This window comes from Catenuloplanes nepalensis (assembly GCF_030811575.1).
GTDB classification, from domain to species: domain Bacteria; phylum Actinomycetota; class Actinomycetes; order Mycobacteriales; family Micromonosporaceae; genus Catenuloplanes; species Catenuloplanes nepalensis.
On the sequence record NZ_JAUSRA010000001.1, the window covers coordinates 746,014 to 772,380 of the forward strand.

The 26,367-nt window shown below is 70.3% G+C and carries 21 protein-coding genes and 3 pseudogenes; 16 read left to right on the plus strand and 8 right to left on the minus strand.

Features of this window, described 5'->3' with window-relative positions; translation table 11 throughout:
* A complete protein-coding gene (locus J2S43_RS03165) occupies nt 1-669 on the plus strand; it encodes a hypothetical protein (protein ID WP_306827031.1) in 669 nt (222 codons plus the stop codon).
* Complete coding sequence (locus tag J2S43_RS03170; protein WP_306827032.1) at nt 669-4,256, plus strand: ATP-binding protein; 3,588 nt, start codon at nt 669-671, stop codon at nt 4,254-4,256. Before J2S43_RS03165 ends, J2S43_RS03170 begins: the two co-directional genes overlap by 1 nt.
* On the opposite strand, the gene J2S43_RS03175 is transcribed toward J2S43_RS03170, so the two are convergent.
* Nucleotides 4,222-4,884, minus strand: coding sequence for a M50 family metallopeptidase (locus tag J2S43_RS03175; protein ID WP_306827033.1), 663 nt, complete (start codon nt 4,882-4,884; stop codon nt 4,222-4,224). The two genes, J2S43_RS03170 and J2S43_RS03175, sit on opposite strands and share 35 nt — an antisense overlap.
* A gap of 107 nt (nt 4,885-4,991) precedes the next feature.
* Between J2S43_RS03175 and J2S43_RS03180 the strand changes: the two genes are divergently transcribed.
* On the plus strand, nt 4,992-5,663 hold the full coding sequence (locus tag J2S43_RS03180; protein ID WP_306827034.1) for a hypothetical protein: 672 nt from the start codon (nt 4,992-4,994) through the stop codon (nt 5,661-5,663).
* A 102-nt stretch (nt 5,664-5,765) separates the two neighbouring features.
* A complete protein-coding gene (locus J2S43_RS03185; protein ID WP_306827035.1) occupies nt 5,766-6,170 on the plus strand; it encodes a hypothetical protein in 405 nt (134 codons plus the stop codon).
* Nucleotides 6,171-6,984: 814 nt separating this feature from the next.
* Here J2S43_RS03185 and pgl read toward each other — a convergent pair.
* From pgl to tkt, 6 genes are all read right to left on the minus strand, one after another.
* Entirely contained in the window at nt 6,985-7,704 is a 720-nt protein-coding gene (pgl, locus tag J2S43_RS03190) for a 6-phosphogluconolactonase (RefSeq protein WP_306827036.1), read from the minus strand.
* Nucleotides 7,705-7,843: 139 nt separating this feature from the next.
* Complete coding sequence (locus J2S43_RS03195; RefSeq protein ID WP_306827037.1) at nt 7,844-8,812, minus strand: glucose-6-phosphate dehydrogenase assembly protein OpcA; 969 nt, start codon at nt 8,810-8,812, stop codon at nt 7,844-7,846.
* Nucleotides 8,809-10,326 (minus strand): glucose-6-phosphate dehydrogenase, encoded by a 1,518-nt coding sequence (zwf, locus tag J2S43_RS03200; RefSeq protein ID WP_306827038.1) that lies wholly within the window; start codon nt 10,324-10,326, stop codon nt 8,809-8,811. Before zwf ends, J2S43_RS03195 begins: the two co-directional genes overlap by 4 nt.
* A 37-nt stretch (nt 10,327-10,363) precedes the next feature.
* Nucleotides 10,364-12,058: a phosphoglucose isomerase-related protein gene (locus J2S43_RS03205; RefSeq protein ID WP_306827039.1), complete on the minus strand. Its 1,695-nt coding sequence runs from the start codon at nt 12,056-12,058 to the stop codon at nt 10,364-10,366.
* A 1-nt stretch (nt 12,059) separates the two neighbouring features.
* Nucleotides 12,060-13,196: a transaldolase gene (tal, locus tag J2S43_RS03210; RefSeq protein ID WP_306827040.1), complete on the minus strand. Its 1,137-nt coding sequence runs from the start codon at nt 13,194-13,196 to the stop codon at nt 12,060-12,062.
* 32 nt (nt 13,197-13,228) lie between these two features.
* Nucleotides 13,229-15,367: a transketolase gene (gene tkt / locus J2S43_RS03215; RefSeq protein ID WP_306827041.1), complete on the minus strand. Its 2,139-nt coding sequence runs from the start codon at nt 15,365-15,367 to the stop codon at nt 13,229-13,231.
* A 285-nt stretch (nt 15,368-15,652) separates the two neighbouring features.
* Here tkt and J2S43_RS03220 point away from each other — a divergent pair.
* From J2S43_RS03220 to J2S43_RS03230, 3 genes and pseudogenes are all read left to right on the plus strand, one after another.
* Nucleotides 15,653-16,615 (plus strand): annotated as a pseudogene (locus tag J2S43_RS03220) (heme o synthase); the annotation flags it as partial.
* 287 nt (nt 16,616-16,902) lie between these two features.
* Nucleotides 16,903-17,229, plus strand: coding sequence for a hypothetical protein (locus tag J2S43_RS03225; RefSeq protein ID WP_306827042.1), 327 nt, complete (start codon nt 16,903-16,905; stop codon nt 17,227-17,229).
* Between the two features lie 44 nt (nt 17,230-17,273).
* Nucleotides 17,274-18,200 carry a DcsG N-terminal domain-containing protein gene (locus J2S43_RS03230; protein ID WP_306827043.1) on the plus strand — a complete coding sequence of 309 codons (927 nt, stop codon included), beginning with the start codon at nt 17,274-17,276 and terminating at the stop codon, nt 18,198-18,200.
* 302 nt (nt 18,201-18,502) lie between these two features.
* Here the strand turns inward: J2S43_RS03230 and J2S43_RS03235 are convergent, their stop codons facing one another.
* The gene (locus J2S43_RS03235; protein WP_370881593.1) at nt 18,503-19,399 is read right to left on the minus strand and encodes a COX15/CtaA family protein; all 897 of its coding nucleotides are present in this window, start codon (nt 19,397-19,399) and stop codon (nt 18,503-18,505) included.
* Nucleotides 19,400-19,549: 150 nt separating this feature from the next.
* On the opposite strand from J2S43_RS03235, the gene J2S43_RS03240 reads away from it, so the two are divergent.
* From J2S43_RS03240 to J2S43_RS03275, 9 genes and pseudogenes are all read left to right on the plus strand, one after another.
* The gene (locus J2S43_RS03240) at nt 19,550-20,293 is read left to right on the plus strand and encodes a helix-turn-helix transcriptional regulator (protein WP_370881742.1); all 744 of its coding nucleotides are present in this window, start codon (nt 19,550-19,552) and stop codon (nt 20,291-20,293) included.
* The gene (gene sufB / locus J2S43_RS03245) at nt 20,290-21,720 is read left to right on the plus strand and encodes a Fe-S cluster assembly protein SufB (protein WP_306827045.1); all 1,431 of its coding nucleotides are present in this window, start codon (nt 20,290-20,292) and stop codon (nt 21,718-21,720) included. The genes J2S43_RS03240 and sufB overlap by 4 nt, the downstream gene beginning before the upstream one ends.
* A 37-nt stretch (nt 21,721-21,757) precedes the next feature.
* Nucleotides 21,758-21,905 (plus strand): annotated as a pseudogene (locus tag J2S43_RS42120) (Fe-S cluster assembly protein SufD); the annotation flags it as partial.
* An 86-nt stretch (nt 21,906-21,991) separates the two neighbouring features.
* Nucleotides 21,992-22,891 (plus strand): annotated as a pseudogene (gene sufD, locus J2S43_RS03250) (Fe-S cluster assembly protein SufD); the annotation flags it as partial.
* Nucleotides 22,892-22,894: 3 nt separating this feature from the next.
* Entirely contained in the window at nt 22,895-23,254 is a 360-nt protein-coding gene (locus J2S43_RS03255) for a non-heme iron oxygenase ferredoxin subunit (protein ID WP_306827047.1), read from the plus strand.
* Nucleotides 23,251-24,024 carry a Fe-S cluster assembly ATPase SufC gene (gene sufC / locus J2S43_RS03260; protein ID WP_306827048.1) on the plus strand — a complete coding sequence of 258 codons (774 nt, stop codon included), beginning with the start codon at nt 23,251-23,253 and terminating at the stop codon, nt 24,022-24,024. Before J2S43_RS03255 ends, sufC begins: the two co-directional genes overlap by 4 nt.
* Before the next feature lie 17 nt (nt 24,025-24,041).
* Nucleotides 24,042-25,334 (plus strand): cysteine desulfurase, encoded by a 1,293-nt coding sequence (locus J2S43_RS03265; RefSeq protein ID WP_306827049.1) that lies wholly within the window; start codon nt 24,042-24,044, stop codon nt 25,332-25,334.
* Nucleotides 25,335-25,346: 12 nt separating this feature from the next.
* Complete coding sequence (gene sufU / locus J2S43_RS03270; protein ID WP_306827050.1) at nt 25,347-25,802, plus strand: Fe-S cluster assembly sulfur transfer protein SufU; 456 nt, start codon at nt 25,347-25,349, stop codon at nt 25,800-25,802.
* Nucleotides 25,803-25,814: 12 nt separating this feature from the next.
* The gene (locus J2S43_RS03275; protein ID WP_306827051.1) at nt 25,815-26,312 is read left to right on the plus strand and encodes a metal-sulfur cluster assembly factor; all 498 of its coding nucleotides are present in this window, start codon (nt 25,815-25,817) and stop codon (nt 26,310-26,312) included.
* Nucleotides 26,313-26,367: the final 55 nt, after the last annotated feature.

Below are 26,367 nucleotides of genomic sequence, written 5' to 3' on the forward strand. Positions count from 1 at the left end.
ATGACCGACAAGCTCAACCCGAGCGAGACTGCGCTCCTGCTGCTTCTCATGTCCGAGATGCGGGAGATCTCCAATACCGAGCTGACGAAGAACTACGGCGAGCTGAAGAAGCCGAGCCGCGACAAGCTCAACCGGCTCGGTTACCTGGAGAGCCGCAAGGAGGGCCGCACGTTCGTGCACGCGCTCGGCGACAAGGGCTGGGTGCTGCTGGAGAGCGACCTGCGGTTCCCCGGATCCACGCCGAAGATCCTCGGCTCGGCGCTCGCCGCCTTCCACGCGGTGATGCGCGACCGGGTGCTGCCGCGGACCCAGTTCGCCACGTTCGGTGAGGCACTGGCGCAGAGCCCGGTCCTGCCGGCGCAGCGGGCCGAGCCCGAGCCGGCTCAGGCTCAGGCTCCGGTGGAGAAGGACGATCTCGGTGAGCGGATCCGAAACGTCTACGCGTCGCTGGCGAGCGGTGCCGGCGCCTGGGTGAGCCTGGCCGGCCTGCGGCAGCACTTCACGGACGTGCCACGCGCCGCGCTGGACGAGGCGTTGAAGCAGCTCAGCCGCGAGGACGGCGTGCACCTGGCGCCGGAGGACAACCAGAAGACGCTGACCGCGGAGGAGCGTGACGCGGCCCTGCGCAGCGGCGGCCAGGACAAGCACCTGCTGGCGATCGGAGTGTGATGACCGAGGAGGAGCGGGCCGCCCTGCAAGCGCTCAACTTCGACTGGGCGCGGGTACCGGACGACGTCTGGCGCCCCTCGCGGTTCCACGTGGACGGGCTGCACCCCGCGGTCGTGCAGAACGTGGTGGAGGGGATCGCCGACGCGGACAAGAGCCAGGAGAGCAGCCCGATCGGCGTGGTGCTGCAAGGGCCGCCCGGCTCCGGCAAGACGCACATGCTCGGCTGGGTCCGGCAGCACACCCAACAGCTCGGCGGCTACTTCTTCCTGGTCAGCCTGCTCGACTCGAAGGGCTTCTGGGACAGCGTGCTGGCCTCCATACTGGACGGCCTGGCCCGGCCGATCCCGGGCAGCGAGACGCAGCTGCAACTGCTGCTGCGCCGGCTCTCCTCCAAGGTCGGCGCGCCCCGGCTGGCCCGGCGCGCGTTCATGGGCGAGACGGAGCTGACCCGCGAGACGCTGGACGCGTTCATCCACGGCCTCGCCGCCTACGACCCCTACGTGGGCCGGAACAGCCAGGACACCGCGCGGGCGCTGGCGTTGAGCGCGTCCGACGACCTGGAGCACCAGGACCTGGCGGACGGCTTCTTCGCGCTGCTGGACGAGGGCGTGGCGGGGGAACGCAAGGAGTGGGGCATGCGCCGGATGCCGAAGACGTCGGAGGAGATCGTCCAGGAGCTGTCCCGGCTGCTGGCGCTGACCGGGCCGACCGTGATCGCGGTGGACCAGATCGACACGCTGATCGCGCAGTCCGCCGGAACCGGGGTCGCCGCGGAGCCGGGTGATCAGCGGCTCGACCCGGCCGAGACGGCCGCGCTGGAACAGATCGCCGGTGGGCTGATGACGCTGCGCGAACGTACCCGCCGCACGCTGACCGTGGTGTCCTGCATCCCGGCGACCTGGACCATGATCCGGACCAAGGCGACCGCGTCGGTCAGCAGCCGGTTCCGGCTCTCGCCGATCCTCAGCACGATCAAGGACAACCGGCTGGGCCGGGAGATCGTCGAGAAGCGGTTCGCGGTGCGGTTCGAGGAGATCCGCTTCCGGCCGCCGTATCCGACGTGGCCGGTCAGCGAGAAGGCGTTCGAGGACGTCGGCGACTTCACGCCACGCCAGCTGCTGATCGAGATCGACGCGCACGTGCGCGCCTGCCTGCTCGCCGGCGAGGTGCGCGAGCTGACCCGGCTCGGCGGCAGCGTGCCGCACCCCGACGTGCCGGTGGTGCCGGTGGTCGCGGCCGGTCAACTGGACCGGTTCGACGCGCGGTTCGTCGACTTCAAGCGGGTGGCCGACGTGACCGGCCCGCTGACCGGCGCCCGCGAGGACGCGGAGATCCCGTCGCTGCTCACAGCCGGGCTGACCGCCTGGATCACGGAGCGCGGCACGGCGGGCGAGCGGTTCCGGCTGGACCCGCCGCCCAGCTCGCGACCGTCGCTGCACGCGCGGCTGCGGCTCACCATCGACGACGAGCGGGAGGACCAGGTGCACTGGTGCTTCCGCGCGATCAGCGACGGTCACCACGGGAACGCGGCGCTGTCCCGGCTGCGCAAGGCGGGCACGGCCACGGGCCTGGACGGCCGGGTGCCGAAGCGGAAACTGTTCGTGCTGCGCAACACCGCGCTGACCGGCGGGCCGAAGATGCGCGAGGCGGTGGCCGCGTTCGAGGCCGACGGCGGCATCCGGCTGCCGCTGGACGACGAGGACCTGCGCATCCTGTTCGCGCTGCGGATGATGCTGCAGGACCCGTCCGCGGAACTGCGTGCCTGGCTGGTCGCCCGCCGGCCGACCCGCAGCGTCGCGGTCTTCGAGTCCGCCCTCGCGGACGCGGACACCTGGCTGCCCGAGGCCGTCCCGGCCACGGCCGCGATCCCGGCCCGGGACGACGAACCGGCGCCGGACGGCGTGACGGCCGCTTCCGGGTCCGGGCGGACCGGTCGCGCCGCTGCGACAGGGGACCCGGTGAGCGGGTCCGGTGACCGTGCGGCCGGGGCCGCGGGTCGGGTGGCCGGTGGTGCCGGTGCGGCTGGGGGTCCGGTGAGCGGGTCCGGTGACCGTGCGGCCGGGGCCGCGGGTCGGGTGACCGACTTCGGTGAAGGGGCGTCCACGGGACGCGACGCGTCGTCGCCGGTGGACAGTTCCGCGGTGCCGGCCGCCGCGGCAGCCTCCGGTGCCGTCGCCGGAGGCGGTGGGGCGGACCCGGCGCCGGCTGCCGGGCGTCCCGGTGCGGGCGGGCGGACCGACCTGCGGGACTGGAGCGTCGCGGCGCGATCCGGTGCGGCGGACGAGCGCCTCGCCCCCGCCACGGGACGGATCCCGCGGCAGTCGATGCCGGATCCGGTGCGGACCGTAGCGGCGGAGTTCGCGATCGGGCACCGGTATGACTCCGGTGCGGCGGTGCCGCTGCGGCTGGAGGCGCTGCGGAAACATATGTCGATCTTCGCGGGGTCGGGGTCCGGGAAGACCGTGCTGATCCGGCGGATCGTGGAGGAATGTGCGCTGCGGGGCGTCTCCTCGATCGTGCTGGACATCAACAACGACCTGGCCCGACTCGGCGACGCCTGGCCGGAGGAGCCGGCCGCGTGGGCGGCCGGGGACGCGGCGAAGGCGGCGGACTACCTGGCGTACACCGATGTGATGATCTGGACGCCACGCCGGGACGGTGGCCGGCCGCTGGTGTTCCAGGCGTTGCCGGACTTCGCCGGCGTGCGCGACGATCCGGACGAGTTCAACGAGGCGGTCGAGTCGGCGGTCGCGTCGCTGGCGCCACGCGCGTTGAGCGGACGCGGCGTGAAGTCGAACCTACAGCTCGCCGTGCTGCGCAAGGCGGTCGAGCACTACGGGCGGCAGGGCGGCAGCCGGCTGCAGGGGCTGATCGACACGCTCGCCGACTTCCCGGAGGACATCATCGAGCTGGACGACTCCGCGAAGATCGCGAACGGGCTGGCGCAGTCGCTGACCGCGGCGAAGTACAACGATCCGCTGTTCGGCGGCGCGGGCACCGCGATGGACCCGGGCATGCTGCTCACGCCGCCGCCGGGGAAGCGCGCCCGGGTGTCGGTGATCAGCATGGTCGGCCTGGGCAGCGACGAGATGCGGCAGAGCTTCGTCAACCAGTTGCAGATGGCCCTGTTCGCCTGGATCAGGCGCAACCCGGCCGGCGACCGCCCGCTCGGCGGCCTACTGATCATGGACGAGGCGCAGAACCTCGCGCCGTCCAGCGGCATGACGCCGTGCACGCGCAGCACGCTGGCGCTGGTCTCACAGGCCCGCAAGTACGGTCTCGGCCTGATCTTCGCGACCCAGTCCCCGAAGGGCCTGCACAACCAGATCCCCGGCAACTCGGCGACGCAGCTCTACGGCCGCCTGAACAGCCCGATCCAGATGGACACGGCCCGCGAGATGGCCAAGGCCAAGGGCGGCGACGTCCCCGACATCGCCCGCCTCACCAGCGGCGAGTTCTACCTGGCGGCCGAGGGTTCAGCTCCCCGCAAACTCCGCACGCCGCTCTGCCTGACGCATCACCCGGCCAGCCCACTGTCGACCGAGGAGGTGGTCACTCGGGCGCGCGCTGGAACACCGGATCAATGAACCCGAGCAGCACACCGGCGCCGTAGACCAGCGCGGCCAGGGTGGCCAGCCACCAGAATGCGCCCCAGAACCCGGCCGGAATCATGGTCATCTCGCGCAGGTTGGTGGAGTCCCCGGCCTTCAGATTGCCGAGCGCCGTGTGGATCACACCGCCGAGGAGCAAGAACCACACCAGGGTGTACGCGGAGAGTGCGCGAACGCCGGGTGAGCCGTGACGTGCGAGCAGGAAGAAGAGCGTGCCGTAGAGCCCGATGATGAAGAAGCCGAAGAAGTTCCTCATCTGCACGAAGGTGATGACCAGTAGGACGACGCACGTCCACAGCACGGCGTCGGGACTCAGCCCGTGCGCCAGCATCGTGGCGCCGGCCAGGCCGAACAGGGATGGCCCCAGATAGCCGGACACCGAGGTGAGAAAAGGACTGCCGTTGATCGTGACGGTGAGCCCGGAGCTGTCCGGATGCAGCCGGATGCTTTCCACCTCGCCGCCCGTGGCCGATCCGAACAGCGCATGCCCGCCCTCGTGCGCGGCGATTATCAGATAACGCGTGAGGGTCCAGAGGACCGAGGCCGCCAGGCCGAGGATGAGCGAGCCGACGGCCAGCAGCAGGGATGGTCCGGCGCTGGTCATGCGCGCAGCATATGGGCGCCGACCTGCGCCGGGACATCCTCTGATCTATCGACCGATTCCGGCTGTCGCCCCGAAATACGCTGATCACCGTGGAGAATTCGACCGTCGTGGCGTTCTACGGCGAGAAGCCGGAGCCCTTGGCGACGCTGATGGCCGGCGTGCAGGCCCTGGCCGCGTCGCACCTCCCGGGTTTCCGGCCCCGGCCGTTGCCCGAGGTGCACGCCACGCTCATCGGCCTGGAGCATCCGACACGCAAGGTGACCGACGCGGATCTTCCGCCGTTCGTGCGTCACCTGCGGACCTCTCTGGATCGGGCCGGGATGATCGTTCAGTTCGGTGGCTTCGCAGACGGCGATCATCCGATTCGTAGCCGGGGGCGAAGCCTCTACGAGCGATCTTTCCTGGTCAGCGAGGTCAGCGTGGTTCTGATCGGCTGGCCGGTCGATGCCGGCGGGAGGCCGGCATCCGCGCTGGACACCCTGCGGCGCTCGTGCCAGGACTTCGGCTTTCGTCACCGCTATCACGCTCGGCCCGGTGATCAGGATCCGGACTGCTACCTCGTCATCGGACAGGTCCCCGACGCTGACCCGGCTCGCGTCGCGGCCGGAGAGGCGGCGATCCGGGACGAACTCGCCGCCGCGCCACCGGTCCGGGTCGCGCTCGGCCTCGGAGACGTGCGTTTCGTGCGCTATAAAAGCACCACACTCGCCGCGGGTACGTCGAAGGCTCACCCGATCGACCAGATGTCGATGGAGATGCCGGAGCCGCGATCCGAATAGACCGCGCCGCGAATGGTCCGCCAGGTGCGAATGCGCGGGATATGAAAGTCGGCTGATCGAGCGGGGCGATGCGGGCGGTGGCTTGCGGGGATAATTGTGGTCATGCGGCAGCTGCAATTATTCACTCAGGCGGACATTGCCGCGATGCGCGACCGGACCGCGTCTGGTCGCTATTCTCCCGCGCACGATGAGTTCCGCCGGGTGCACGAGCCGCACCGGGCATGGGGGCTTCAGCAACGACACGCCAGACGCCTGCGAAAGCTTTACGGCCACGCGGTCGACATTCCGATGGCACCGCCGATGCTCCGCCGCTACGCCGACGAGACCCCGCCGCCTCGACCCGTCGATCCGCGTGATGAACGGCCGATGGCGCTGCTCGGCCGCGCGGGCGAGTCGGAAGAAAGGGCTGGAAAAGGGTCGCTCGGTCGAATGTGGCGAAACGGCGGACCGCGGCGTGAGCGGCAGGCAGATCGAATGCGAAGAAACGATCGGAGATGTGGAGGGTGACGCGCCGGTCGCATGTGAGAAGGCTGCGATTCGTGTGGTTGAGAATGTAGAGAACGACGATCGTGGCGAAAGCGATGAAGTGGCGACGGGTTCCGGCGTGGAATTCGCGAAGAGGTGTGATCGTCGCAGCCGATATCGGAAACCTGTGGCGCGGACGTGCGCTGAAAGAATCTGTTGCGAATGCGTCGCTCGCCGTCCACGTGAAGCGGGCCGGTTCTTCATGCCGCGCACCGGCGCGAAGCCCACTCGGCGCTCATGTCGTTGCGCGCCGGTCCGGGGGCCGCCGTGTATGCGGCCAGATATCGCCACGCGGCGAAGGGTCGCGTGCACCGCTTCACGCCGCCGCCTTTGTCATGAAATTTCGAGCATGAAATGCCCGATGGCCTGGCGAGACGCGGCCTACCAGGTTGTCTTACCCGACGCCGGTGGGTCGGTAGGCCGTGCCCTTGCTGCCGTGTCTGGTGCCCCGCGTTCGGTGCCGGTGCCAGGTGTCGCTGCGTTCGGTGCCGGTGTGGTGGTGCCGTGTCTGGTGCGCGCGTCTCGTGTCGCTGCGTCCGGTGCTCGCTGCGTCCGGTGCCGGTGTGGTGTTGCCGTGTCTGGTGCTCGCGTCTCGTGCTGCCGCCGTGAGGTGGGAGGCGGGGATGGCGGGGAGACCCACCGCGGGACTGGCAGGGAGGAGCGCCAGCGACGACCGGTGCCCGCGGGAGCAAGCCCATGGTGCCCACGCCGGATGCGGGAAGAAAGGCTTTTGGGGGTCGATGGTGGGGGTCCGCGAACGTTCGCCGGGGTGGCGGAACGGTCGCGGACGGGCTCGCTAGAGGTCGGTGGCGGCGGGCTTGTCGATCAGCCAGAGGGTGCGGGAGGTGCCGTGGACCTGGGCGCACGGCAGGTCGGAGCCGCCTCGCAGCGCGGTGGCGACCGGGGTGGCCTTGTCGGCGCCGGTGACGATGAGCCAGACCTCGTCGGCCGCGTTGATGGTGGGGAACGTGAGCGTGATGCGGGTGGGGGGTGGCTTGGGGCTGTTGTGGATGCCGGCGGCCACGGCCGTGTCGGCCAGGCCGGGGTGGCCGGGGAAGAGGGAGGCGACGTGGCCGTCCTCGCCGACGCCGAGCAGGACGACGTCGATGTGCGGGGCGGCGGCGGTCCATTCGGCGGCGTAGCGGGCGGCGGCGGCCGGGGCGTCGTCGCCGTCGGGGCCGTCCGACGGGGGCATCGGGTGGATGCGCTTGGGGTCGAGCGGGAGCGCGTCGAGCAGGGCCTCGCGGGCCTGGGTCTCGTTGCGGTCGGCGTGGCCGAGCGGGAGGAAGCGCTCGTCGCCCCACCACAGGTCGACGCGGGACCAGTCGATGGCGGTGGCGGCGGGGGAGGACGCGATCGCGCGGTAGATCTTGGCGGCGCCGCGGCCACCGGTGAGGACGATGCCGGCGGTGCCGCGCGCGGCCTGCGCGTCAATGATCTTGACGATCAGGCGCGCGGCGACGGCCTGGGTCTGGATGTCGGCGTCCGCGTGGACGATCACGGTCGGGTCGGTCATCGGGATTACACCCCACAGGAGGACGGGAGCCGGGCGGACCGGCGGATTCATTCGATACAGGGGCAGGCGGCAGGCGTACCCGCTGATGATCGGAAGGGTCCGCCCGCGACGCGCGTCGCGGGCGGACCCCGGAAGGCGATCAGCGCGCGAGCGCCGGGTCCTTCCAGACGTGCACGCGGTGGGCCGGGCGGCTCTCCAGGTGCGGCAGGCCGGCGAGCGCGCCGAGCGCCGAGGAGTAGACCTGGTCCGGGTCGAGGCGGCGCAGCTCCTCGGCCAGCTCGTCGCCGACCGGGCGGCGGACCAGCGGCATCTCGCGGTCGGCCTGGCCGGTGCGGCTGAACAGCGCCGTGTTCTCGTCGCGGGTGACCTTGATGCAGTCGCCGTTGGCGCACTGCAGCTCGACCGAGCGCATGCGCGGGTGCTCGGTGGTCGGCTCGAAGACCGGCGTGATGCCGAGCCGGGCGGAGAGCCAGCCGCCCATCAGCGCGGCGGTCGGGTCCAGCTCCGGCGCCACGATGATGGCGCCGGTGACCTGCTCGGACGTGGTGTCGAACGCGCTGGCGACGAGCGTGCGCCAGAGCGTGATCCGGGTCCAGGTGAGGTCGGTGTCGCCGGGCGCGTAGTCCTTGGCGCGCTGCTTGAGCGCGGCGACCGGGTCGGGGGCCTGCGCGGAGTCGGTGATCCGCCGGTCCGCGACCACGCCGAGGAAGTCGTTCGCGATCTGCTCCGGCGGCTCGCTGTGCCACCAGGACACCACCGGCACGTCCGGTGCGAGCAGCGGCATCACCACGGACTCCGCGTGCAGCGCGAGCCGGCCGTACATCCGCAGCACCGCGGCCTCGGCCGGGCCGAGCCGGCCGCCGACCACGATCTCCGCGTCCAGCCGGCTGCGCTGGCTCTCCACGTCGGACCGGACCACGATCAGCAGGCGGCACGGGTGCGCGGACGCCGCGATCGTGGCCGCGGCCTCCGCCTCCCGGACCCGCTTCTCGTCCACCACCGCGATCAGCGTGAGCGCGAGGCCGCTGGCCACGCCGCCCGCGCTGCGCCGTTCCGCGGCGAGCGCCTTCACGACCTCGTTGCCGGTCGTGTCCCACAGGCCGATCATGCTCGCCTCCAGCTACGGTTCTCGCGGGCCAGCAGCTCGTCGGCGGCGCGCGGGCCCCACTCGCCGGCCCGGTAGGGCTCCGGTGTGGTGCCCGCCCAGGCCTCCTCGAGCGGGTCGATCACCTTCCAGCTCTGCTCCACCTCGGCCGCGTCCGGGAACAGCGTCCGGTCGCCGACCAGCACGTCCAGGACCAGCCGCTCGTACGCCTCCGGGCTGGACTCGGTGAACGCCTCGCCGTACTGGAAGTCCATCGCGATGTCGCGGACCTCCATCGTGGTGCCCGGCACCTTGGAGCCGAACTTGAGCACCATGCCCTCGTCCGGCTGCACGCGCACGACCAGCTGGTTGTGGCCCAGCATCTCCACGTCGGCCGGGTCGAACGGCAGGTGTGGCGCCTTCTTGAAGACGATCGCGATCTCGGTGACCCGGCGCGGCAGCCGCTTGCCGCAGCGCACGTAGAACGGGACACCGGCCCAGCGGCGGTTCTGGATGGCGAGCTTGACCGCGACGTACGTCTCGGTCTTCGACTCGGCCGGGATGTTCTTCTCCTCCAGGTAGCCGGGTGCGCGCTCGCCGGCGACCCAGCCTTGAAGGTACTGCCCGCGGACGGTGTCGCCCGCGATGTCCTTCGGCACGCTGATCGCCTTCAGCACCTTGAGCTTCTCGGCGCGGATCTCGGACGGGTCGAAGCTGGTCGGCTCCTCCATCGCGAACATCGCCAGCAGCTGGAGCAGGTGGTTCTGCAGCACGTCCCGGGCTGCGCCGGCGCCGTCGTAGAACCCGGCGCGGGTGCCGATGCCGACGTCCTCGGCCATGGTGATCTGCACGTGGTCGACGTACTTCGAGTTCCACACCGGCTCGAACAGCGAGTTGGCGAAGCGGAGCGCCAGGATGTTCTGGACCGTCTCCTTGCCGAGGTAGTGGTCGATGCGGAACACGTCGTCGGCGGTGAAGACGGAGTCGACCAGCCGGTTGAGCTCCTTGGCGGTCTCCAGGTCGTAGCCGAACGGCTTCTCCACCACGACCCGGCGCCAGCCGCCGGAGGTCTCGTTGTCGGCCATGCCGGTGCGGGCCAGCTGCTTGAGCACGATGGGAAACGCGACCGGCGGGATCGAGAAGTAGAACGCGGCGTTGCCGGCGATGCCGTGCGTGGCGCGCAGCTCGTCGAGCGAGGAGGCCAGCGTGTCGAAGGCGGCGTCGTCGTCGAACGAGCCGGCCACGAACTTGATGTTCTCCGCCAGCCGGGCCCAGACGTCCTCCCGCCACGGGGTGCGGGCGCCCTTCTTGGCCGCCTCGTACGCCAGCGATTCGAAGTCTCCGTCGCCCCAGTCGCGCCGGGCGAAGCCGAGCACCACGAAACCGGGCGGGAGCAGGCCACGATTGGCCAGGTCGTACACCGCGGGGATCAGCTTCTTACGGGACAGGTCGCCGGTGACGCCGAAGATCACCAGAGCACACGGCTCCGGGATCCTCGGCAGCCGGCGATCCTGTGGGTCGCGCAGCGGATTTCTCACGCCGCCATCCTCCCAGTTTTTGCCAGGCAGAGCAGGTTTACAGTGCCTGCGCGGCCGTTACGAGTTGATTGATTCCGGCCGTGCGGTCGGTGAGGTGCAGGCGAATCAGCGGGCGGTCGTGCAGCGCGGCCCGATCGCCGGCGGCCTGGGCGGCTTGCAGCTGCCCGAAGGTGTACGGCCGGCCGGGAATGGCGAGATCGTCCGAGACCGCGCCGGTGATCTGCAGGAACGCGCCGGTTCGGGGCCCGCCCTTGTGGAACTGGCCGGCGGTGTGCAGCAGGCGCGGGCCCCAGCCGAAGGTGACCGGCTTGCCGATCCTCTCGGCCAGGATGGACCTCAGACGGGCGATCTCCGCGTCGTCGTGACGGTCCAGATAGGCCATGACGGCAAGGTATTCACCGGCGTCCAGGACGGCCCGGAGAGCATCGGCGAGGCTGGTTGCGGCCGCCGGGCTCGGCGTGGCGCTCTGGCCGGCCGCGGCGTTCTGGCCGGCCACAGTCGTCTCGCCGCTCGCGCTCGTCCCGGCGAACACCTGCACCGCACCTTCGACGAACACCGGAATCTCGGGGATGTCGGATTCGAGCGCCGCGGTGGTGAGAGTCTTCGTGGACGCCACGTCCGGCTGGCTGAACGGATCGACGCCGAGCACCCGCGCGGCCAGCGCGGTCGCGAACTCCCAGGCCAGGAACTGCGCGCCGAGGGGCCCGTTCACCGCCAGCTGCGCGCCGACGCCGCCGCCGGGCACCGCGCCCGCGCCGAGCGACCCGCCGTACGCCACGGTCAGCACGCCCAGCCCGGTCGCGCCCGGCGCGGACGGCGAGTCGACCACGACCGGCAGCAGCCCGAGACCGTCCTTGCCCAGCGACTCCGCCAGCAGCTGCTCCACCCAGGCGCCCAGCCCGTCCAGCCCGCTGCCGTCCGGCACCAGCGCCACCGCCGAGTAGCCCGCGGTGGCGGCCGAGCCGATCGCGGCGCCGAGAGCCAGCGCAGGATTGTCCTCGTCGCCGCCGAGCGAGGCGGCGAACTCCTCCGCCTGGTCCAGCAGCTCGGCCACGTCCACCCCGGCCAGCGCGGCCGGGACCAGGCCGAACGCGGTCAGCGCGCCGAATCGTCCGCCGACCGCCGGGTCGGCCACGATGACGAACGCGCCCATCTCCAGGCCGGTCTCGACCAGCGGCGAGCCGGGGTCGGTGACGATCACGAAGTGGCGGCCGGCCTCCTCCGGAGTCCGGCCGAGATCGAGAAACGCCTGATGGTACGCCCGGCGCTGCGCGTCCGTCTCGATCGTGCTGCCGGACTTGCTGGCCACGACCACCACGGTGGTGTCCAGCCGGTCGCCGAGCGCGGCCCGGATCTGCCCCGGGTCCGTCGTGTCCAGCACGGTCAGCGGGCGCCCGAGCGTCGCGGCCATCGCGGCCGGGGCCAGCGACGAGCCGCCCATGCCGCACAGCACCACGTGGTCCAGGTCGCCGAGTTCCGCGCACAGCTCCGCGAGCTGGGGGAGCAGCTCGCGGGACCGGTGGAATGTGTCGAGCCAGCCGAGGTGTGCCGCGGCCGCCGACTCCGCCTCGGGCCCCCACAGCGTGGGGTCCTTGCGGGCCAGCAGGCCGGGCACACCGTCGGCGACCAGCGCCCGCCGGACGGACGCCGGTGACTGCTCATCGATGGCGCGTGCGCCGTGGACGGCCAGTCCGGCGGCCGCCTCGGCGCCACCGCTGAGCAGATCACTCATGTCAGGCCGCGTCGCTCGGGTTGGACGCGCCCTTCTTGGCCGCGTCGAGCGACTTGGCCAGGCCCTCCAGCAGCTCGCCCCAGGAGACCTCGAACTTGTCGACGCCCTCGGACTCCAGGACCTTCACCACCTCGTCGAAGTCGACGCCGATCGCGGCGAGCTTGTCGAAGGTCTCCTGCGCGGCCGCGTACTGCCCGGTGACGGTGTCGCCGCGGGTCTCGCCGTGGTCCGCGTAGGCGGTGATGACCGACTCCGGCATCGTGTTGACGGTGCCGGGAGCGATCAGCTCCTCAACGTAGATCGTGTCCTTGAGCTCGGCGCTCTTCGTGCCGGTGGACGCCCAGAGCGGACGCTGCGGGTGCGCGCCGGCCGACTTGAGCGCGGCCCACCGCTCGCCGCCGAACTTCTCCTCGTAGAGCTTGTACGCCAGCTGGGCGTTGGCGACGGCCGCCTTGCCCTTCAGCGCCTTCGCCTCGTCGGAGCCGATCTTGTCGAGCCGCTTGTCGATCTCGCTGTCCACCCGGGACACGAAGAACGACGCGACCGAGGCGATCTTCGTCAGGTCGTGGCCGTTGGCCTTCGCCTGCTCCAGACCGTCCAGGAACGCGTCGATCACCTTGCCGTAGCGCTCCAGCGAGAAGATCAGCGTCACGTTCACGCTGATGCCCGCGGCGAGCGTCGCGGTGATCGCCGGCAGGCCGGCCAGCGTCGCCGGGATCTTGATGAGCACGTTCTCCCGGTCGACCAGCCACCAGAGCGCCTTGGCCTCGGCGACGGTCTTCGAGGTCTCGTGCGCCAGGCGCGGGTCGACCTCGATGGAGACGCGGCCGTCCTGGCCCGCCGACGCGTCGTACGCCGGCTTCATCACGTCGGCTGCCCAGCGCACGTCGTACGTGGTCAGCGCGCGCGTCGCCTCCTCCACGGTGACGTCGCGGTCGGCCAGCTCACGCAGCTGCTCGTCGTACGCGTCCGCGTCCGAGAGGGCCTTCGCGAAGATGGTCGGGTTGGTGGTCACGCCCACCACGTGCTTCTCCGTGCGGAGCTTGTCCAGCGTGCCGGACGCGAGGCGGACGCGGGACAGGTCGTCCAGCCACACCGCCACGCCTGCGTCGGAGAGTTCCTTGAGCCGATCGGTCATGGGAATCACACCCCTCACTCAGTCTGAGTAGTTCAGTTACCCGTTTTGCTGCCGGTGATGGCGCCGATCTTGGTGAGCGACGCGTGCGCCTTCGCCACCACGTTGTCGGCCGTGAAACCGAACTGCTCGAACAGCACCGTGTACGGCGCGGAGGCGCCGTAGTGCTCGATGCTGACCGTCTCGCCCGCGTCGCCGACCAGGTGCCGCCAGGACATCCCGATGGCGGCCTCGACACTGACCCGCGCCTTCACCGACGAGGGCAGCACCGACTCGCGGTACGCCTGGTCCTGGGCGTCGAACCACTCCTGGCACGGCACCGAGACGACGCGCGTCGGCGTGCCCTCGGCCTCCAGGCGCTCCCGCGCGGTCAGCGCGATCTGCACCTCGGAGCCGGACGCCAGCAGGATCACCGACGGCTGCGAGTTCGACGCGTCGACCAGCACGTACGCGCCCTTGGCGGTGTTCTCCGCGGAGGCGTGCGTGGACCGGTCGACGGTCGGCAGGTTCTGCCGGGACAGGATCAGCGCGGTCGGCCGGTCCGTGTGCTCGAGCGCGGCCTTCCACGCCTGAGCCGTCTCGTTCGCGTCCGCCGGGCGGACCACGTCGAGGCCGGGGATGGCGCGCAGCGCGGTCAGGTGCTCGACCGGCTGGTGCGTCGGGCCGTCCTCGCCGAGGCCGATCGAGTCGTGCGTCCACACGTAGACGACCGGCAGCTTCATCAGCGCGGCGAGCCGCACGGACGGGCGCATGTAGTCGGAGAACACCGCGAACGTGCCGCCGTAGACGCGGGTGCCGCCGTGCAGCGCGATGCCGTTCATGATCGCGCCCATGCCGTGCTCGCGGATGCCGAAGTGCAGCGTGCGGCCGTACTTGTGACCCGGGAACGCCTTGGTGGCGTACTCCTCCGGGATGAAGGACGGCTCGCCCTCCATCGTCGTGTTGTTCGACTCGGCCAGGTCGGCCGAGCCGCCCCACAGCTCCGGCAGCACCGGGGCCAACGCGTTGAGCACCTTGCCGGAGGCGGCGCGGGTGGCGACACCCTTGGCGTCGGCCTCCCAGACCGGCAGCGCGGCGTCCCAGCCGGCCGGCAGCTCACGCTTGGACATCCGGTCCCACAGCGCCTTGCGCTCCGGGTTCGCGGCGGCCCACGCGTCGAACTTCTCCCGCCAGGCGGCCTCGGCGGCCTTGCCGCGCTCGACGACCTCGCGGGCGTGCTGGAGGACCTTGTCGTCCACCTGGAACGACTGCGCCGGGTCGAAGCCCAGGATCGTCTTGGTGGCGGCGACCTCGTCCTTGCCCAGCGCGGAGCCGTGGATCTTGCCGGTGTTCTGCTTCTTCGGCGCCGGGTAGCCGATCACCGTGCGCAGCGCGATGAACGAGGGCTTGTCCGTGGTGGCCTTCGCCGCGACCAGCGCGGCGTGCAGCGCCTCGACGTCCTCCGCGTACTCCCCGCCGTCGTCGAACGCCTTGCGCCAGTCCACGACCTGGACGTGCCAGCCGTAGGCGGCGTAGCGCGCGGCCACGTCCTCGGACTTCGCGATCCTGGTGTCGTCCTCGATCGAGATCTCGTTGTCGTCCCAGATCAGCGTGAGGTTGCCCAGCTTCTGGTGGCCGGCGATCGCGCTGGCCTCGTGGCTGATGCCCTCCTCGATGTCGCCGTCGGAGGCGATCGCCCACACGTTGTGGTCGAAGATCGACTCACCGTCCGGCGTCTCCGGATCGAACAGGCCGCGCTCCCGGCGGGCCGCGATCGCGAAGCCGACCGCGTTGCCGATGCCCTGTCCCAGCGGGCCGGTGGTGGTCTCGACGCCGTCGGTGTGACCCTGCTCCGGGTGCCCCGGGGTGAGCGAGCCCCACTGGCGCAGCGACTTCAGGTCGTCCAGGCCCAGCCCGTACCCCGAGAGGTAGAGCTGGATGTAGAGGGTGAGGCTGGAGTGACCGGCGGACAGCACGAAACGGTCCCGGCCCGGCCACGCCGAGTTCGCCGGGCTGTGCGTCATGACCTTGTTGAAGAGCAGGTAGGCCGCCGGGGCCAGGCTCATGGCGGTGCCGGGGTGACCGTTGCCGGACTTCTCCACGGCGTCCATGGCCAGGACGCGGACGGTGTCGACCGCCTTACGGTCGAGATCGGACCAGCTCAGAGCGCTGTCCTCGGATGGGGTGGCAGCCACGATCTGTGTGCTCCTCGGGTGTGACCGGCAAATGAGATTTTCGACTACTCCAGTGTCCGACCCTAGCGAGCGCTGTTGAACACGCGCCCGCGGAACGCGCGAACAACCTAAGCTGTGAGCGGACACACGCATGATCATCGGCGCGCGCCGGTGTGACGCCGCGCATCCTGACCGGGTCTGCCGGGGCGGCGAATCCCGTGCCGATAGGCTGTCGCCCATGGCGCGTGACCTTGGTTGCGAGGTCGGTCGTCGCCTGGTCACTCCATCGCCCCAGCCGGAAGGTGACAACCCGTGAGCACACTCACCGAACGCCCGGTTCTGCCCGCGGTCAAGGGGCGGAAGACCCGGCCGGTGAAGCGTCCTCCGGGTGCCGCGCCGCGTGCCGTCGACGTCATCAAGGCGTACGTCGCGCTCACCAAGCCGCGCATCGTCGAACTACTGCTCGTCACGACCGTACCCACGATGATGCTGGCCGCGAACGGTCTGCCGTCACTCTGGCTGATGGCGGCGGTTCTGGTCGGCGGCGCGCTGGCCGCCGGTGGCGCGAGCGCGCTGAACTGCTACATCGACCGGGACATCGACCAGGTGATGCGGCGCACCAAGCGCCGCCCGCTGCCGGCCCACTCGGTCTCGCCGCGCAACGCGCTGATCTTCGGCCTCACGCTCGCCGCGCTCAGCGTCGTGATCATGGCGCTGACCACGAACTGGCTGGCCACGGCCATGACGCTGGGCTCGATCTTCTACTACGACGTGATCTACACGCTCTGGCTGAAGCGGGTCACCGCGTGGAACACGTTCTGGGGCGGCATCTGCGGCTCCGCGCCGGTGCTGATCGGCTGGGCCGCGGTCACCGGCTCGCTGTCGCCCGCGGCCTGGGCGCTCTTCGGCGTGGTCTTCTTCTGGCAGATGCCGCACTTCTACGCGCTCGCCATCAAGTACAAGGACGACTACGCGCGGGCCGGCATCCCGATGCTGCCGGTGGTGGCCTCGGTCCGCCGGGTCAACCTGGAGATCACCGGCTTCGCCTGGCTGACGCTGATCTCCTCGCTCGCGGCCTGGCCGTTCGGTCTCAGCTGGATCTACGGCGTGCCGGCCACCATCGTGGGTGCGCTGTTCGTGCTGGAGTCCCACCTGCTGGCCCGGCGCGCGTCCAAGGGGGAGCCGGTCAAGCCGATGCGGCTGTTCCACTGGTCCACCACGTACCTCACGATCGTGTTCCTCGCCGTGGCCATCGACGCGCTGGTCTGATCACGGCCGGATAACGCTTCTACCTCGGCTTACTCGACTGAACGGTTGATGCCCGACTGTCCCTTACGGGCCGTCTTGCCGGTGAAACGCCCGAAAATCGGCATCGATAAGTGCTACCCCTCGGGTGGCGCGAGGAAAGTCCGATTCGTCCGTAAATTTTGTCCAGTTTTTCTGGGATAAAGCGGGTCAAAACAGACAGTGATCTCGTCGAAACGCCTCGTTAGGGGTATCACAAAAACTTCAGGTAACCCCTGCGTTTCACCTTCTGTCTGCCTACGCTTCCCCGCATGGCAGAAGGTTCCGATACGACGCTGACGATTGACGAGAAGTCGCAGCCGGCCGCTCTGGTCGGCAGCATCCGCTCTTTCGCCGCAGGGCACGGTGGCGCGAAGGCGGTCGTCGAGTACGTCGGCAAGCGTGGCGCCCGCATCGTTCTCGTTGGTGAGGACGGTGAGTGGGCGGACCAGTTCGCCTCCGACACCAAGACGGCGCGGCAGGCCTGCGAGAAGGCCGGCGTCGCGGTGGAGAACGAGTGGGAGCGCGAGCTGATGGAGCAGATGCGCCCCAGCAACGACCTCTGGCGGTCGATGGGCCGCCGCATGATGGCGCGCTAAGCCCCGCCGCGCGGTACCGCACCACCCTCCAGCACCATCGTGATGTGACAACCCGACCCTTCGACGACACGGCGACCCGGGCTCAGCCCCGGGTCGCTGTCGTCACCGCCGCGAAGATCCCCGACCTCGAACCGGACGACCGCCTGATCCTCGCGCCGCTCACGGCCGCCGGGATCGCCGCCGAACCGGTCGTCTGGTCCGATCCCGACGTCGACTGGACCGCGTACGACCTGGTCCTGCTCCGCTCGCCGTGGGACTACACCGAGCGCCGCGCCGACTTCCTGGCCTGGGTGTCATCGGTCCCCGGCCTGCTCAACCCGGCCGACGTGGTCGTCTGGAACACCGAGAAGACCTACCTGCGCGACCTGGCCGAGGCCGGCGTGCCGGTCACCGAGACACAGTGGATCTCCGGCACCGACGTCTGGACGCCGCCGGAGGCCGGCGAGTGGGTGGTCAAGCCCGCGGTCGGCGCCGGCAGTGTGGACGCGGGCCGCTACGACCTCGGCGACGCCGAGCACCGCGAGCTGGCCGAACTGCACGTCGAGCGCCTGCTGGCGGCGGCCCGGCTGGTGATGGTCCAGCCGTACCTGACCGCGGTGGACACGGACGGCGAGACCGCGCTCCTCTATTTCACGGATCCGGTCACCGGCGCGCTCACCTACAGCCACGCGATCCGCAAGGGACCGATGCTGACCGGCCCGGACACCGGCGTCGAAGGCCTCTACAAGCAGGAGCGGATCGACCCTCGGGTGGCGACCGCTTCGCAGCGAGAGGCCGCGGAGCGTGCCCTGGCCGCGATCCCGGGCGGCACCGAGCGCCTGCTCTACGCGCGCGTCGACCTGCTCCCCGGCCCCGGCGGCGACCCGGTGGTGGTGGAGCTGGAGCTGACCGAACCATCCCTTTTCTTCGGTTTCGACCAGGACGCCGCCACCCGCTTCGCCGCAGCCGTCACCGCACATCTCACCCGTTAGAGCAGTTCATTCACCCATTGGAGACCTTCGAAGTCGGAGACATGCCCACTTCCGGTCGCGGTCGCCCTGGGCGTGCTCCCGCGGGCACCGGTCGGCCGCAGGGGCAGAGGTTCACTCCGGTCCGGTGCGGTGGTCGGGCTCCCTGTCTGATGCGTGGCGGCCACGCAGACCCGCGAGGATCCCGGGTGCGGCAAATCTGCCGCGCCCCGGGTCTCCGCGCGGCCGCCGCGGGTTTGCCCGCGGGAGCACGCCCGGGGTGGCCACGCCGGAAGCGGGAATATCTGGTTCTGAAGGTCCTCCGGTCAGGATGCCGGGACTGCGGCCCTGTCGGGGGAGCGGGTGGCGTGGAGGGCGTGGAGGGTGGCGATCCAGACGAGGCAGGCGCCGAGCATGTGGAGGCCGACCAGGACGATCGGGAGGTGGGTGAAGTACTGGACGAAGCCGATGGTGCCCTGCGAGAGCTCGACCGCGATCAGCAGGACGGCCGGGCCGGTCGGGGCGCCGGCGATCCTGGCGGCGAAGTAGAGCGCGACCGAGAGGCCGATCAGCAGCATGACCAGGTCGACGTGGAGCTGCGAGATCAGCTCGGGGTCGAGGTGGTTGCGCTTGGCGCCGCCGTCGCCGGAGTGGGGACCTGCGCCGGTGACGATGACGCCGACGACGACCACGGCCAGGCTGACCGCGGTGGTGATCCAGGCGAGGTGGCGCAGCGGGCGCGGTGGGGCGGCGGTGACCGGCGCGTCGACGACGCGGCGCCAGAAGAGGTACGCCGTGGTGATGACGAAGATGGAGCCCATGAAGTGCAGGCCGACCACCCACGGGTTCAGATTGGTCAGCACGGTGATGCCGCCGATGACGCCCTGCAGCGGGATGCCCAGCAGCGTGACCAGGCCCAGGGTGACCAGCCGGCGGCGGCGCGGGCGCTCCAGCACGGCGGTGATCAGCGCGGCGACCGCGATCGCGATGACCACGAAGGTGAGCAGCCGGTTGCCGAACTCGATGATGCCGTGGATGCCCATCTCGGGCGTGGTGGTGTAGGACTCGTCCGTGCAGCGGGGCCAGGTGGGGCAGCCGAGGCCGGACTTGGTGAGCCGGACCGCGCCGCCGGTGACCACGATGCCGACGTTCGCGACGAGAGAGGCCAGACCGAACCCGCGCAACCATCGATCCATATTCCGGACATCTCCGGAATCGGGCATGGGGGGAGCGGGCGTGATCACGGAGGATTGGCTCACGGAATCCAATCCTACGCAGCGTCGTAGAAGGGCGTTCACCCCGGTGGCGGGGGTCACTGGAGGGGTGGTTTGCAGGTGCCCACCGAAATACGTAACACTGGCGTAGTGAAAAACCTGGAGCTGCTGCCCGCGAGCGCGACGGAGGCCGACACGGCCACCGGCGCGCAGGACGGCCGCACCCGGGACAAGATCACGCAACTGCTGCTGGAGCGCGGCGGCGCCACCGCGGCCGAGCTGGGCCGCGCGCTCGGACTGAGCGCCGCCGGCATCCGCCGCCATTTGGACGCGCTGCTCGCCGACGGCGACGTGACCATCCGCGACCACGCCTCGGGCGCACCGCGCGGGCGCGGCCGGCCGGCCAAGGTCTTCCTGCTCACCGACGCGGCCCGGCTGCGCTGCGGCACGCACGCCTACGACAACATCGCCTCCGCGGCGCTGCGCTTCATCGCGGTGCACAGCGGTGCGGCGGCCGTCACCGAGTTCGCCGAGGCGCAGGTCTCCGCGCTGGAGCAGCGCTGCCGTGCGGCCATGGAGGGGGCGGGCGACGACCCGTTCGCGCGGGCGGAGGCACTCGCGGCCGTGCTGACCGCGGAGGGCTACGCTGCGAACGCGACCACGATCGCGACCGGCGGGCAGCTGTGTCAGCACCACTGCCCGGTGGCGCACGTGGCCGCCGAGTTCCCCCAGCTCTGCGAGGCGGAGACGGCGGTCATCTCCCGCCTGATCGGCACCCACGTGCAGCGTCTGGCCACGATCGCGCACGGCGACGGGGTCTGCACCACGCATATCCCGGCCTCGGCCGGGCACGCAGGTAACACCACCACGAAGAAGAACTCCACCGTGAGGACAGAGCGATGACGGACCAGATCGCGCAGCCGATCAGCCAGGAGGAGCACCTCGCCGCGCTCGGTAAGTACGAGTACGGCTGGGCTGACTCGGACGCGGCCGGTGCCGCGGCGCAGCGGGGCCTGTCCGAGGCCGTCGTCCGGGACATCTCCGCCAAGAAGAGCGAGCCGCAGTGGATGCTCGACCTGCGGCTGAAGGGCCTGCGCCTGTTCGGCCGCAAGCCGATGCCCAACTGGGGCGCGGACCTGACCGGCATCGACTTCGACAACATCAAATACTTCGTGCGCTCCACCGAGAAGCAGGCCGCCAGCTGGGAGGACCTGCCCGAGGACATCAAGAACACGTATGACAGGCTCGGCATCCCGGAGGCGGAGAAGCAGCGCCTCGTCGCGGGCGTCGCCGCGCAGTACGAGTCCGAGGTCGTCTACCACGCGATCCGCGAGGACCTCGAGGAGCAGGGCGTCCTCTTCCTGGACACCGACACCGCGCTCAAGGAGCACCCGGAGATCTTCCGGGAGTACTTCGGGACGGTCATCCCGGTCGGCGACAACAAGTTCGCGGCGCTGAACACCAGCGTGTGGTCGGGTGGCTCGTTCATCTACGTGCCCAAGGGCGTGCAGGTCGAGATCCCGCTCCAGGCCTACTTCCGGATCAACACGGAGAACATGGGCCAGTTCGAGCGGACGCTGATCATCGCGGACGAGGGCTCGTACGTGCACTACGTCGAGGGCTGCACCGCGCCGATCTACTCGTCGGACTCGCTGCACAGCGCGGTCGTCGAGATCATCGTGAAGAAGAACGCGCGGGTGCGCTACACGACGATCCAGAACTGGTCGAACAACGTCTACAACCTGGTCACCAAGCGCGCGGTGTGCCACGAGGGCGCGACCATGGAGTGGATCGACGGCAACCTCGGCTCCAAGGTCACGATGAAGTACCCGGCGGTCTACATGACCGGCCCGCACGCCAAGGGCGAGGTGCTCTCCGTGGCCATGGCCGGCGAGGGCCAGCACCAGGACGCGGGCGCGAAGATGGTGCACGCGGCGCCGCACACGTCGTCCAGCATCATCTCGAAGTCGATCGCCCGGGGTGGCGGCCGCACGTCGTACCGCGGGCTGATCCAGGTCCTGGAGGGCTCGACCCAGTCGAAGTCGACCGTGAAGTGCGACGCGCTGCTGGTCGACACGATCTCCCGGTCGGACACGTACCCCTACGTCGACATCCGCGAGGACGACGTCTCCATGGGGCACGAGGCCACGGTGTCGAAGATCAGCGACGACCAGCTCTTCTACCTGATGAGCCGCGGCCTGACCGAGGACGAGGCCATGGCCATGATCGTGCGCGGCTTCATCGAGCCGATCGCCAAGGAGCTCCCGATGGAGTACGCGCTGGAGCTCAACCGCCTGATCGAGCTGCAGATGGAAGGCGCGGTCGGTTAGTCGCGGCTGTAATACGAGACCGAAGAGCTAGGACGAGATGACTGCTGAGACCATAGCGCCGCCGAAGACCAAGTCGCAGGCGCTGCGCTCCTACGATGTCGCCGACTTCCCGGCACTGACCGGCCTGGAGGAGGACTGGCGGTTCACGCCGCTCAAGCGCCTCCGCGGGCTGGCCGAATCCGTCGAAGCGACCAGCGGGGGCGTCACCGTCGCGCTGGCCGCGACCGACGGTGTCTCGCTGCGTGTCGTGGACGCCGCCGTGGCCGAGAAGGTGCTGATCCCGTTCGACCGGATCAGCGCGCTCGGCTACGGCGCGGCCACCGAGGTCACGCTGATCGAGATCGCCAAGGACGCGGTGCTCGCGGAGCCGGCCGTGGTCCGGGTGACCGGCACCGGCGCCGAGGGCCTGCACGCGGCCCGCACGCAGATCACCGTGGGCCGGTTCGCCGAGGCCGCGCTGGTGCTCTGGCAGGAGGGCTCGGTCACGCTGGCCGACAACGTCGAGGTCGTGGTCGCGGACGGTGCCCGGCTCACGCTGGTCACGGTCGCCGACTGGGCGTCCGACGCGGTCCAGGCGCAGCACATCAAGATCCGCCTCGGCCGGGACGCGCGCGTCGTGCACACCCAGGTCACGCTCGGCGGCGACCTGGTCCGGCAGTTCACCAGCGTGGAGTACACGGAGCGCGGTGGCGACGCCGAGCTCTACGGCCTCTACTTCGCGGACAACGGCCAGCACCAGGAGCACCGGCAGCTGATCGACCACAGCGTGCCGGACTGCCGCAGCTACGTCGGCTACCGCGGCGCGCTGCAGGGCGCGGAGTCGCACACGGTCTGGGTCGGCGACGTGCTGATCCAGACCGAGGCGACCGGCACCGACACGTACGAGATCAACCGGAACCTGGTGCTCACGGACGGCGCCCGCGCCGACTCGGTGCCGAACCTGGAGATCGAGACGGGCGAGATCGCCGGCGCCGGCCACGCGAGCACCACCGGGCGCTTCGACGACGAGCAGCTGTTCTACCTGATGGCCCGCGGCATCCCGGAGGGCGAGGCCCGCCGTCTCGTGGTCCGCGGCTTCTTCGCCGAGATCCTGCACAAGATCCCGGTGGAGGATCTGCGGGAGCGGCTCGGCGACGCCATCGAGGCCCGGCTCGCCAAGTCAGGGGCTTAACACATGCCCGCAACGGTACGGGTGGCAGCCGCCGCCGAGATCGCCAAGGGAACGGCGATCGCGGTGGAGGTGGAGGGCGTCCCGCTCGCGGTCGTGCACACCGACGACGACGAGTTCCACGCCGTCCACGACGAGTGCTCGCACGCCACCATCCCGCTCTCCGAGGGCGAGGTCGACGGCTGCACCCTGGAGTGCTGGCTGCACGGCTCGCGCTTCGACCTGCGCACCGGCGAGCCCACCGGCCTGCCCGCCACCGAGCCGGTGGCCGTCTTCCCCGTCGAGGTCCGAGACGGGGACATCTACGTCGACCTGAACCCACGTAATGCCGCGTCGCAGACGCCTGATGATGGAGTGAAGCTTTGAGCACCCTCGAGATCCGCGACCTCCAGGTGTCGGTCAAGCTGCCCGAGGGCGAGCTCAAGCCGATCCTGCGCGGCGTCGACCTGACCGTGAAGTCCGGCGAGACGCACGCCATCATGGGCCCGAACGGTTCCGGCAAGTCCACGCTGGCCTACTCGCTGGCCGGTCACCCGCGGTACGAGATCACCGGCGGCACCGTCACGCTGGACGGCGTCGACGTGCTGGAGATGACCGTGGACGAGCGGGCCCGCGCCGGCCTGTTCCTCGCCATGCAGTACCCGGTCGAGGTCCCCGGCGTGTCCGTGGCCAACTTCCTCCGCACCGCGAAGACCGCGATCGACGGCGAGGCGCCGAAGCTGCGCACCTGGGCCGGCGAGCTGCGCGGCGCCATGGAGCGTCTCCAGATGGACCCGGCGTTCGCCCAGCGCAACGTGAACGAGGGCTTCTCCGGCGGTGAGAAGAAGCGCCACGAGATCGTCCAGTTGGAGCTGCTCAAGCCGAAGATCGCCATCCTCGACGAGACCGACTCCGGCCTAGACGTGGACGCGCTGCGGGTGGTCTCCGAGGGCGTCAACCGGGTTCGCGAGACCGGCGACACCGGCCTGCTGCTGATCACGCACTACACCCGGATCCTGCGCTACATCAAGCCGGACTTCGTGCACGTCTTCGTCAACGGCAAGATCGTTGAGGAGGGCGGCTCGGAGCTGGCCGAGAAGCTGGAGTCCGAGGGCTACGAGCAGTACGCCGCCGGCGCCGGCGCGGCCGCGATCTAGATTTCCGAAGGAGCCTGATGTCGACCGCCGCGATTCCGCAGGGCATGCCTCAGTACGAGGACAAGCCCCGGTTCGACGTGGAGAAGGTCCGCGCCGACTTCCCGATCCTCGACCGTGAGGTCAACGGTCACCGCATGGTCTACCTGGACAGCGGCAACACGTCGCAGAAACCCCGCCAGGTGCTCGAGGTCATGCAGGCGCACCTGGAACGGCACAACGGCAACGTGTCCCGTTCCGTCCACACGGTCGGCACCGAGGCGACCGAGGCGTACGAGGGGGCCCGCGCGAAGGTCGCGGGCTTCATCAACGCGCCGAGCGTCGACGAGGTGGTGTTCACCAAGAACGCCACCGAGTCGATCAACCTGGTGGCGTACTCGTTCTCCGAGCGCGCCGACGACCCGCGCTTCCGGATCGGGCCCGGTGACGAGATCGTCATCACCGAGATGGAGCACCACAGCAACATCGTGCCGTGGCAGCTGCTCTGCGAGCGGACCGGCGCGAAGCTACGCTGGTTCTCCATCACCGACCAGGGCCGGCTGCAGCTGGACAAGCTCGACGAGCTGATCCACGAGCGCACCAAGATCGTGTCGTACGCGCTGGTCTCCAACACGCTCGGCACGATCAACCCGACGTCCGCGATCACCGCGCGCGCCCGCGAGGTCGGCGCGCTGGTCATGCTGGACGCGTCCCAGGCCGCGCCGCACATCCCGGTGGACGTGCGCGACCTGAACGTGGACTTCATCGCGTTCACCGGCCACAAGATGTGCGGCCCGACCGGTGTCGGCGTGCTCTGGGGCCGGTATGAGCTGCTCAAGGCCATGCCGCCGTTCCTCGGTGGCGGGTCGATGATCGAGACCGTGTCGATGAGCGGGTCCACGTTCGCGGCGCCGCCGGCCAAGTTCGAGGCCGGCACGCCGCCGATCGTGGAGGTGGTGGGCCTCGGCGCGGCCGTGGACTACCTCACCGGCATCGGCATGGAGGCGATCGCCTGGCACGAGAAGGAGCTCACCGCGTACGCGCTGGATGCCCTTCTCGCGGTTCCCGGTCTTCGGATCTTCGGGCCGGAGACGCCGGTCGGCCGCGGCGGCACGCTCTCCTTCGCGCTCGACGGCGTGCACCCGCACGACGTCGGCCAGGTGCTCGACTCGCTCGGCGTGGAGGTGCGCGTCGGCCACCACTGCGCGCGGCCGGTCTGCGCGAGATATGGCGTTCCGGCGATGACCCGTGCGTCGTTCTATCTATACACCACCACCGAGGAGGTCGATGCGCTCGTGCGCGGCCTCGATCAGGTGCGGAAGATATTCGGCTGAGGGGCACGAGCGATGCTTGACGGGCTCTACCAGGAGATCATCCTGGACCACTACAAGCACCCGCACGGGCGCGGGCTGCGCGACCCCTTCGGCGGGGAGGCGCACCACGTGAATCCCACGTGCGGCGACGAGGTCACCATGCGCGTCGCGGTGGACTCGGACGGCGTGCTCTCCGACATCTCCTACGACGGGCAGGGCTGCTCGATCAGCCAGGCGTCCGCCAGCGTGCTGCACGAGCTGCTGCAGGGCCGCCGGGCCGACGAGGCGTCCCGGGTGCATGCGGCGTTCGCGCACCTGATGGGCGGGCGAGGCACGGTCGAGCCCGACGAGGAGTTGCTCGGTGACGGCGTCGCGTTCGCCGGCGTCGCGAAGTACCCGGCGCGCGTGAAGTGCGCGCTGCTGCCCTGGATGGCGTTCAAGGACGCGGCGGCGCGTGCCGGCGTGGCCGTGACCACACCCGCTGCCTGAAAGGTTCGTCTCATGACTGACACCCCTGCGTCGATCTACGACGCCACCGTTCCCTCCTCCACTCCGGCGGCGCCGGCCGCTTCGGCCACTCCGGCGGCGCCGGCCGCTTCGGCCACTCCGGCGGCGCCGGCCGCTTCGGCGGCTGTTGAGGCCGCGCCGGCCGCGGGCGCTCCGGTGGCCGTCGACCCGAAGCTGGTCGCGGACATCGAGGAGGCGATGAAGGACGTCGTCGACCCCGAGCTCGGCATCAACGTCGTCGACCTCGGCCTGATCTACGGCGTCTACGTGGACGCGGAGAAGGTCGCCACGCTCGACATGACGCTCACGTCCGCGGCCTGCCCGCTGACCGACGTGATCGAGGACCAGACCCGCACCGCGCTGATGAGCGGCCCGGACGGTGGCCTGGTCAACGACGTGCGGATCAACTGGGTCTGGCTGCCGCCGTGGGGCCCGGACAAGATCACCGACGAGGGCCGGGACCAGCTCCGATCGCTCGGCTTCAACGTCTGATTCGCCGGCGGGCCGGTGCTCGGACGATCCGGGCACCGGCCGCTGTGGACTCGGG

Excerpts from the sequence above, each read along its gene's own strand:
- J2S43_RS03165 (WP_306827031.1), top strand. The coding sequence starts at position 1 with ATGACCGACAAGCTCAACCCGAGCGAGACTGCGCTCCTGCTGCTTCTC.
- J2S43_RS03170 (WP_306827032.1), top strand. The coding sequence starts at position 669 with ATGACCGAGGAGGAGCGGGCCGCCCTGCAAGCGCTCAACTTCGACTGG.
- J2S43_RS03175 (WP_306827033.1), bottom strand. The coding sequence starts at position 4,884 with ATGACCAGCGCCGGACCATCCCTGCTGCTGGCCGTCGGCTCGCTCATC.
- J2S43_RS03185 (WP_306827035.1), top strand. The coding sequence starts at position 5,766 with ATGCGGCAGCTGCAATTATTCACTCAGGCGGACATTGCCGCGATGCGC.
- pgl (WP_306827036.1), bottom strand. The coding sequence starts at position 7,704 with ATGACCGACCCGACCGTGATCGTCCACGCGGACGCCGACATCCAGACC.
- J2S43_RS03195 (WP_306827037.1), bottom strand. The coding sequence starts at position 8,812 with ATGATCGGCCTGTGGGACACGACCGGCAACGAGGTCGTGAAGGCGCTC.
- J2S43_RS03205 (WP_306827039.1), bottom strand. The coding sequence starts at position 12,058 with ATGAGTGATCTGCTCAGCGGTGGCGCCGAGGCGGCCGCCGGACTGGCC.
- tal (WP_306827040.1), bottom strand. The coding sequence starts at position 13,196 with ATGACCGATCGGCTCAAGGAACTCTCCGACGCAGGCGTGGCGGTGTGG.
- J2S43_RS03225 (WP_306827042.1), top strand. The coding sequence starts at position 16,903 with ATGGCAGAAGGTTCCGATACGACGCTGACGATTGACGAGAAGTCGCAG.
- J2S43_RS03235 (WP_370881593.1), bottom strand. The coding sequence starts at position 19,399 with ATGCCCGATTCCGGAGATGTCCGGAATATGGATCGATGGTTGCGCGGG.
- sufB (WP_306827045.1), top strand. The coding sequence starts at position 20,290 with ATGACGGACCAGATCGCGCAGCCGATCAGCCAGGAGGAGCACCTCGCC.
- J2S43_RS03255 (WP_306827047.1), top strand. The coding sequence starts at position 22,895 with ATGCCCGCAACGGTACGGGTGGCAGCCGCCGCCGAGATCGCCAAGGGA.
- J2S43_RS03265 (WP_306827049.1), top strand. The coding sequence starts at position 24,042 with ATGTCGACCGCCGCGATTCCGCAGGGCATGCCTCAGTACGAGGACAAG.
- sufU (WP_306827050.1), top strand. The coding sequence starts at position 25,347 with ATGCTTGACGGGCTCTACCAGGAGATCATCCTGGACCACTACAAGCAC.
- J2S43_RS03275 (WP_306827051.1), top strand. The coding sequence starts at position 25,815 with ATGACTGACACCCCTGCGTCGATCTACGACGCCACCGTTCCCTCCTCC.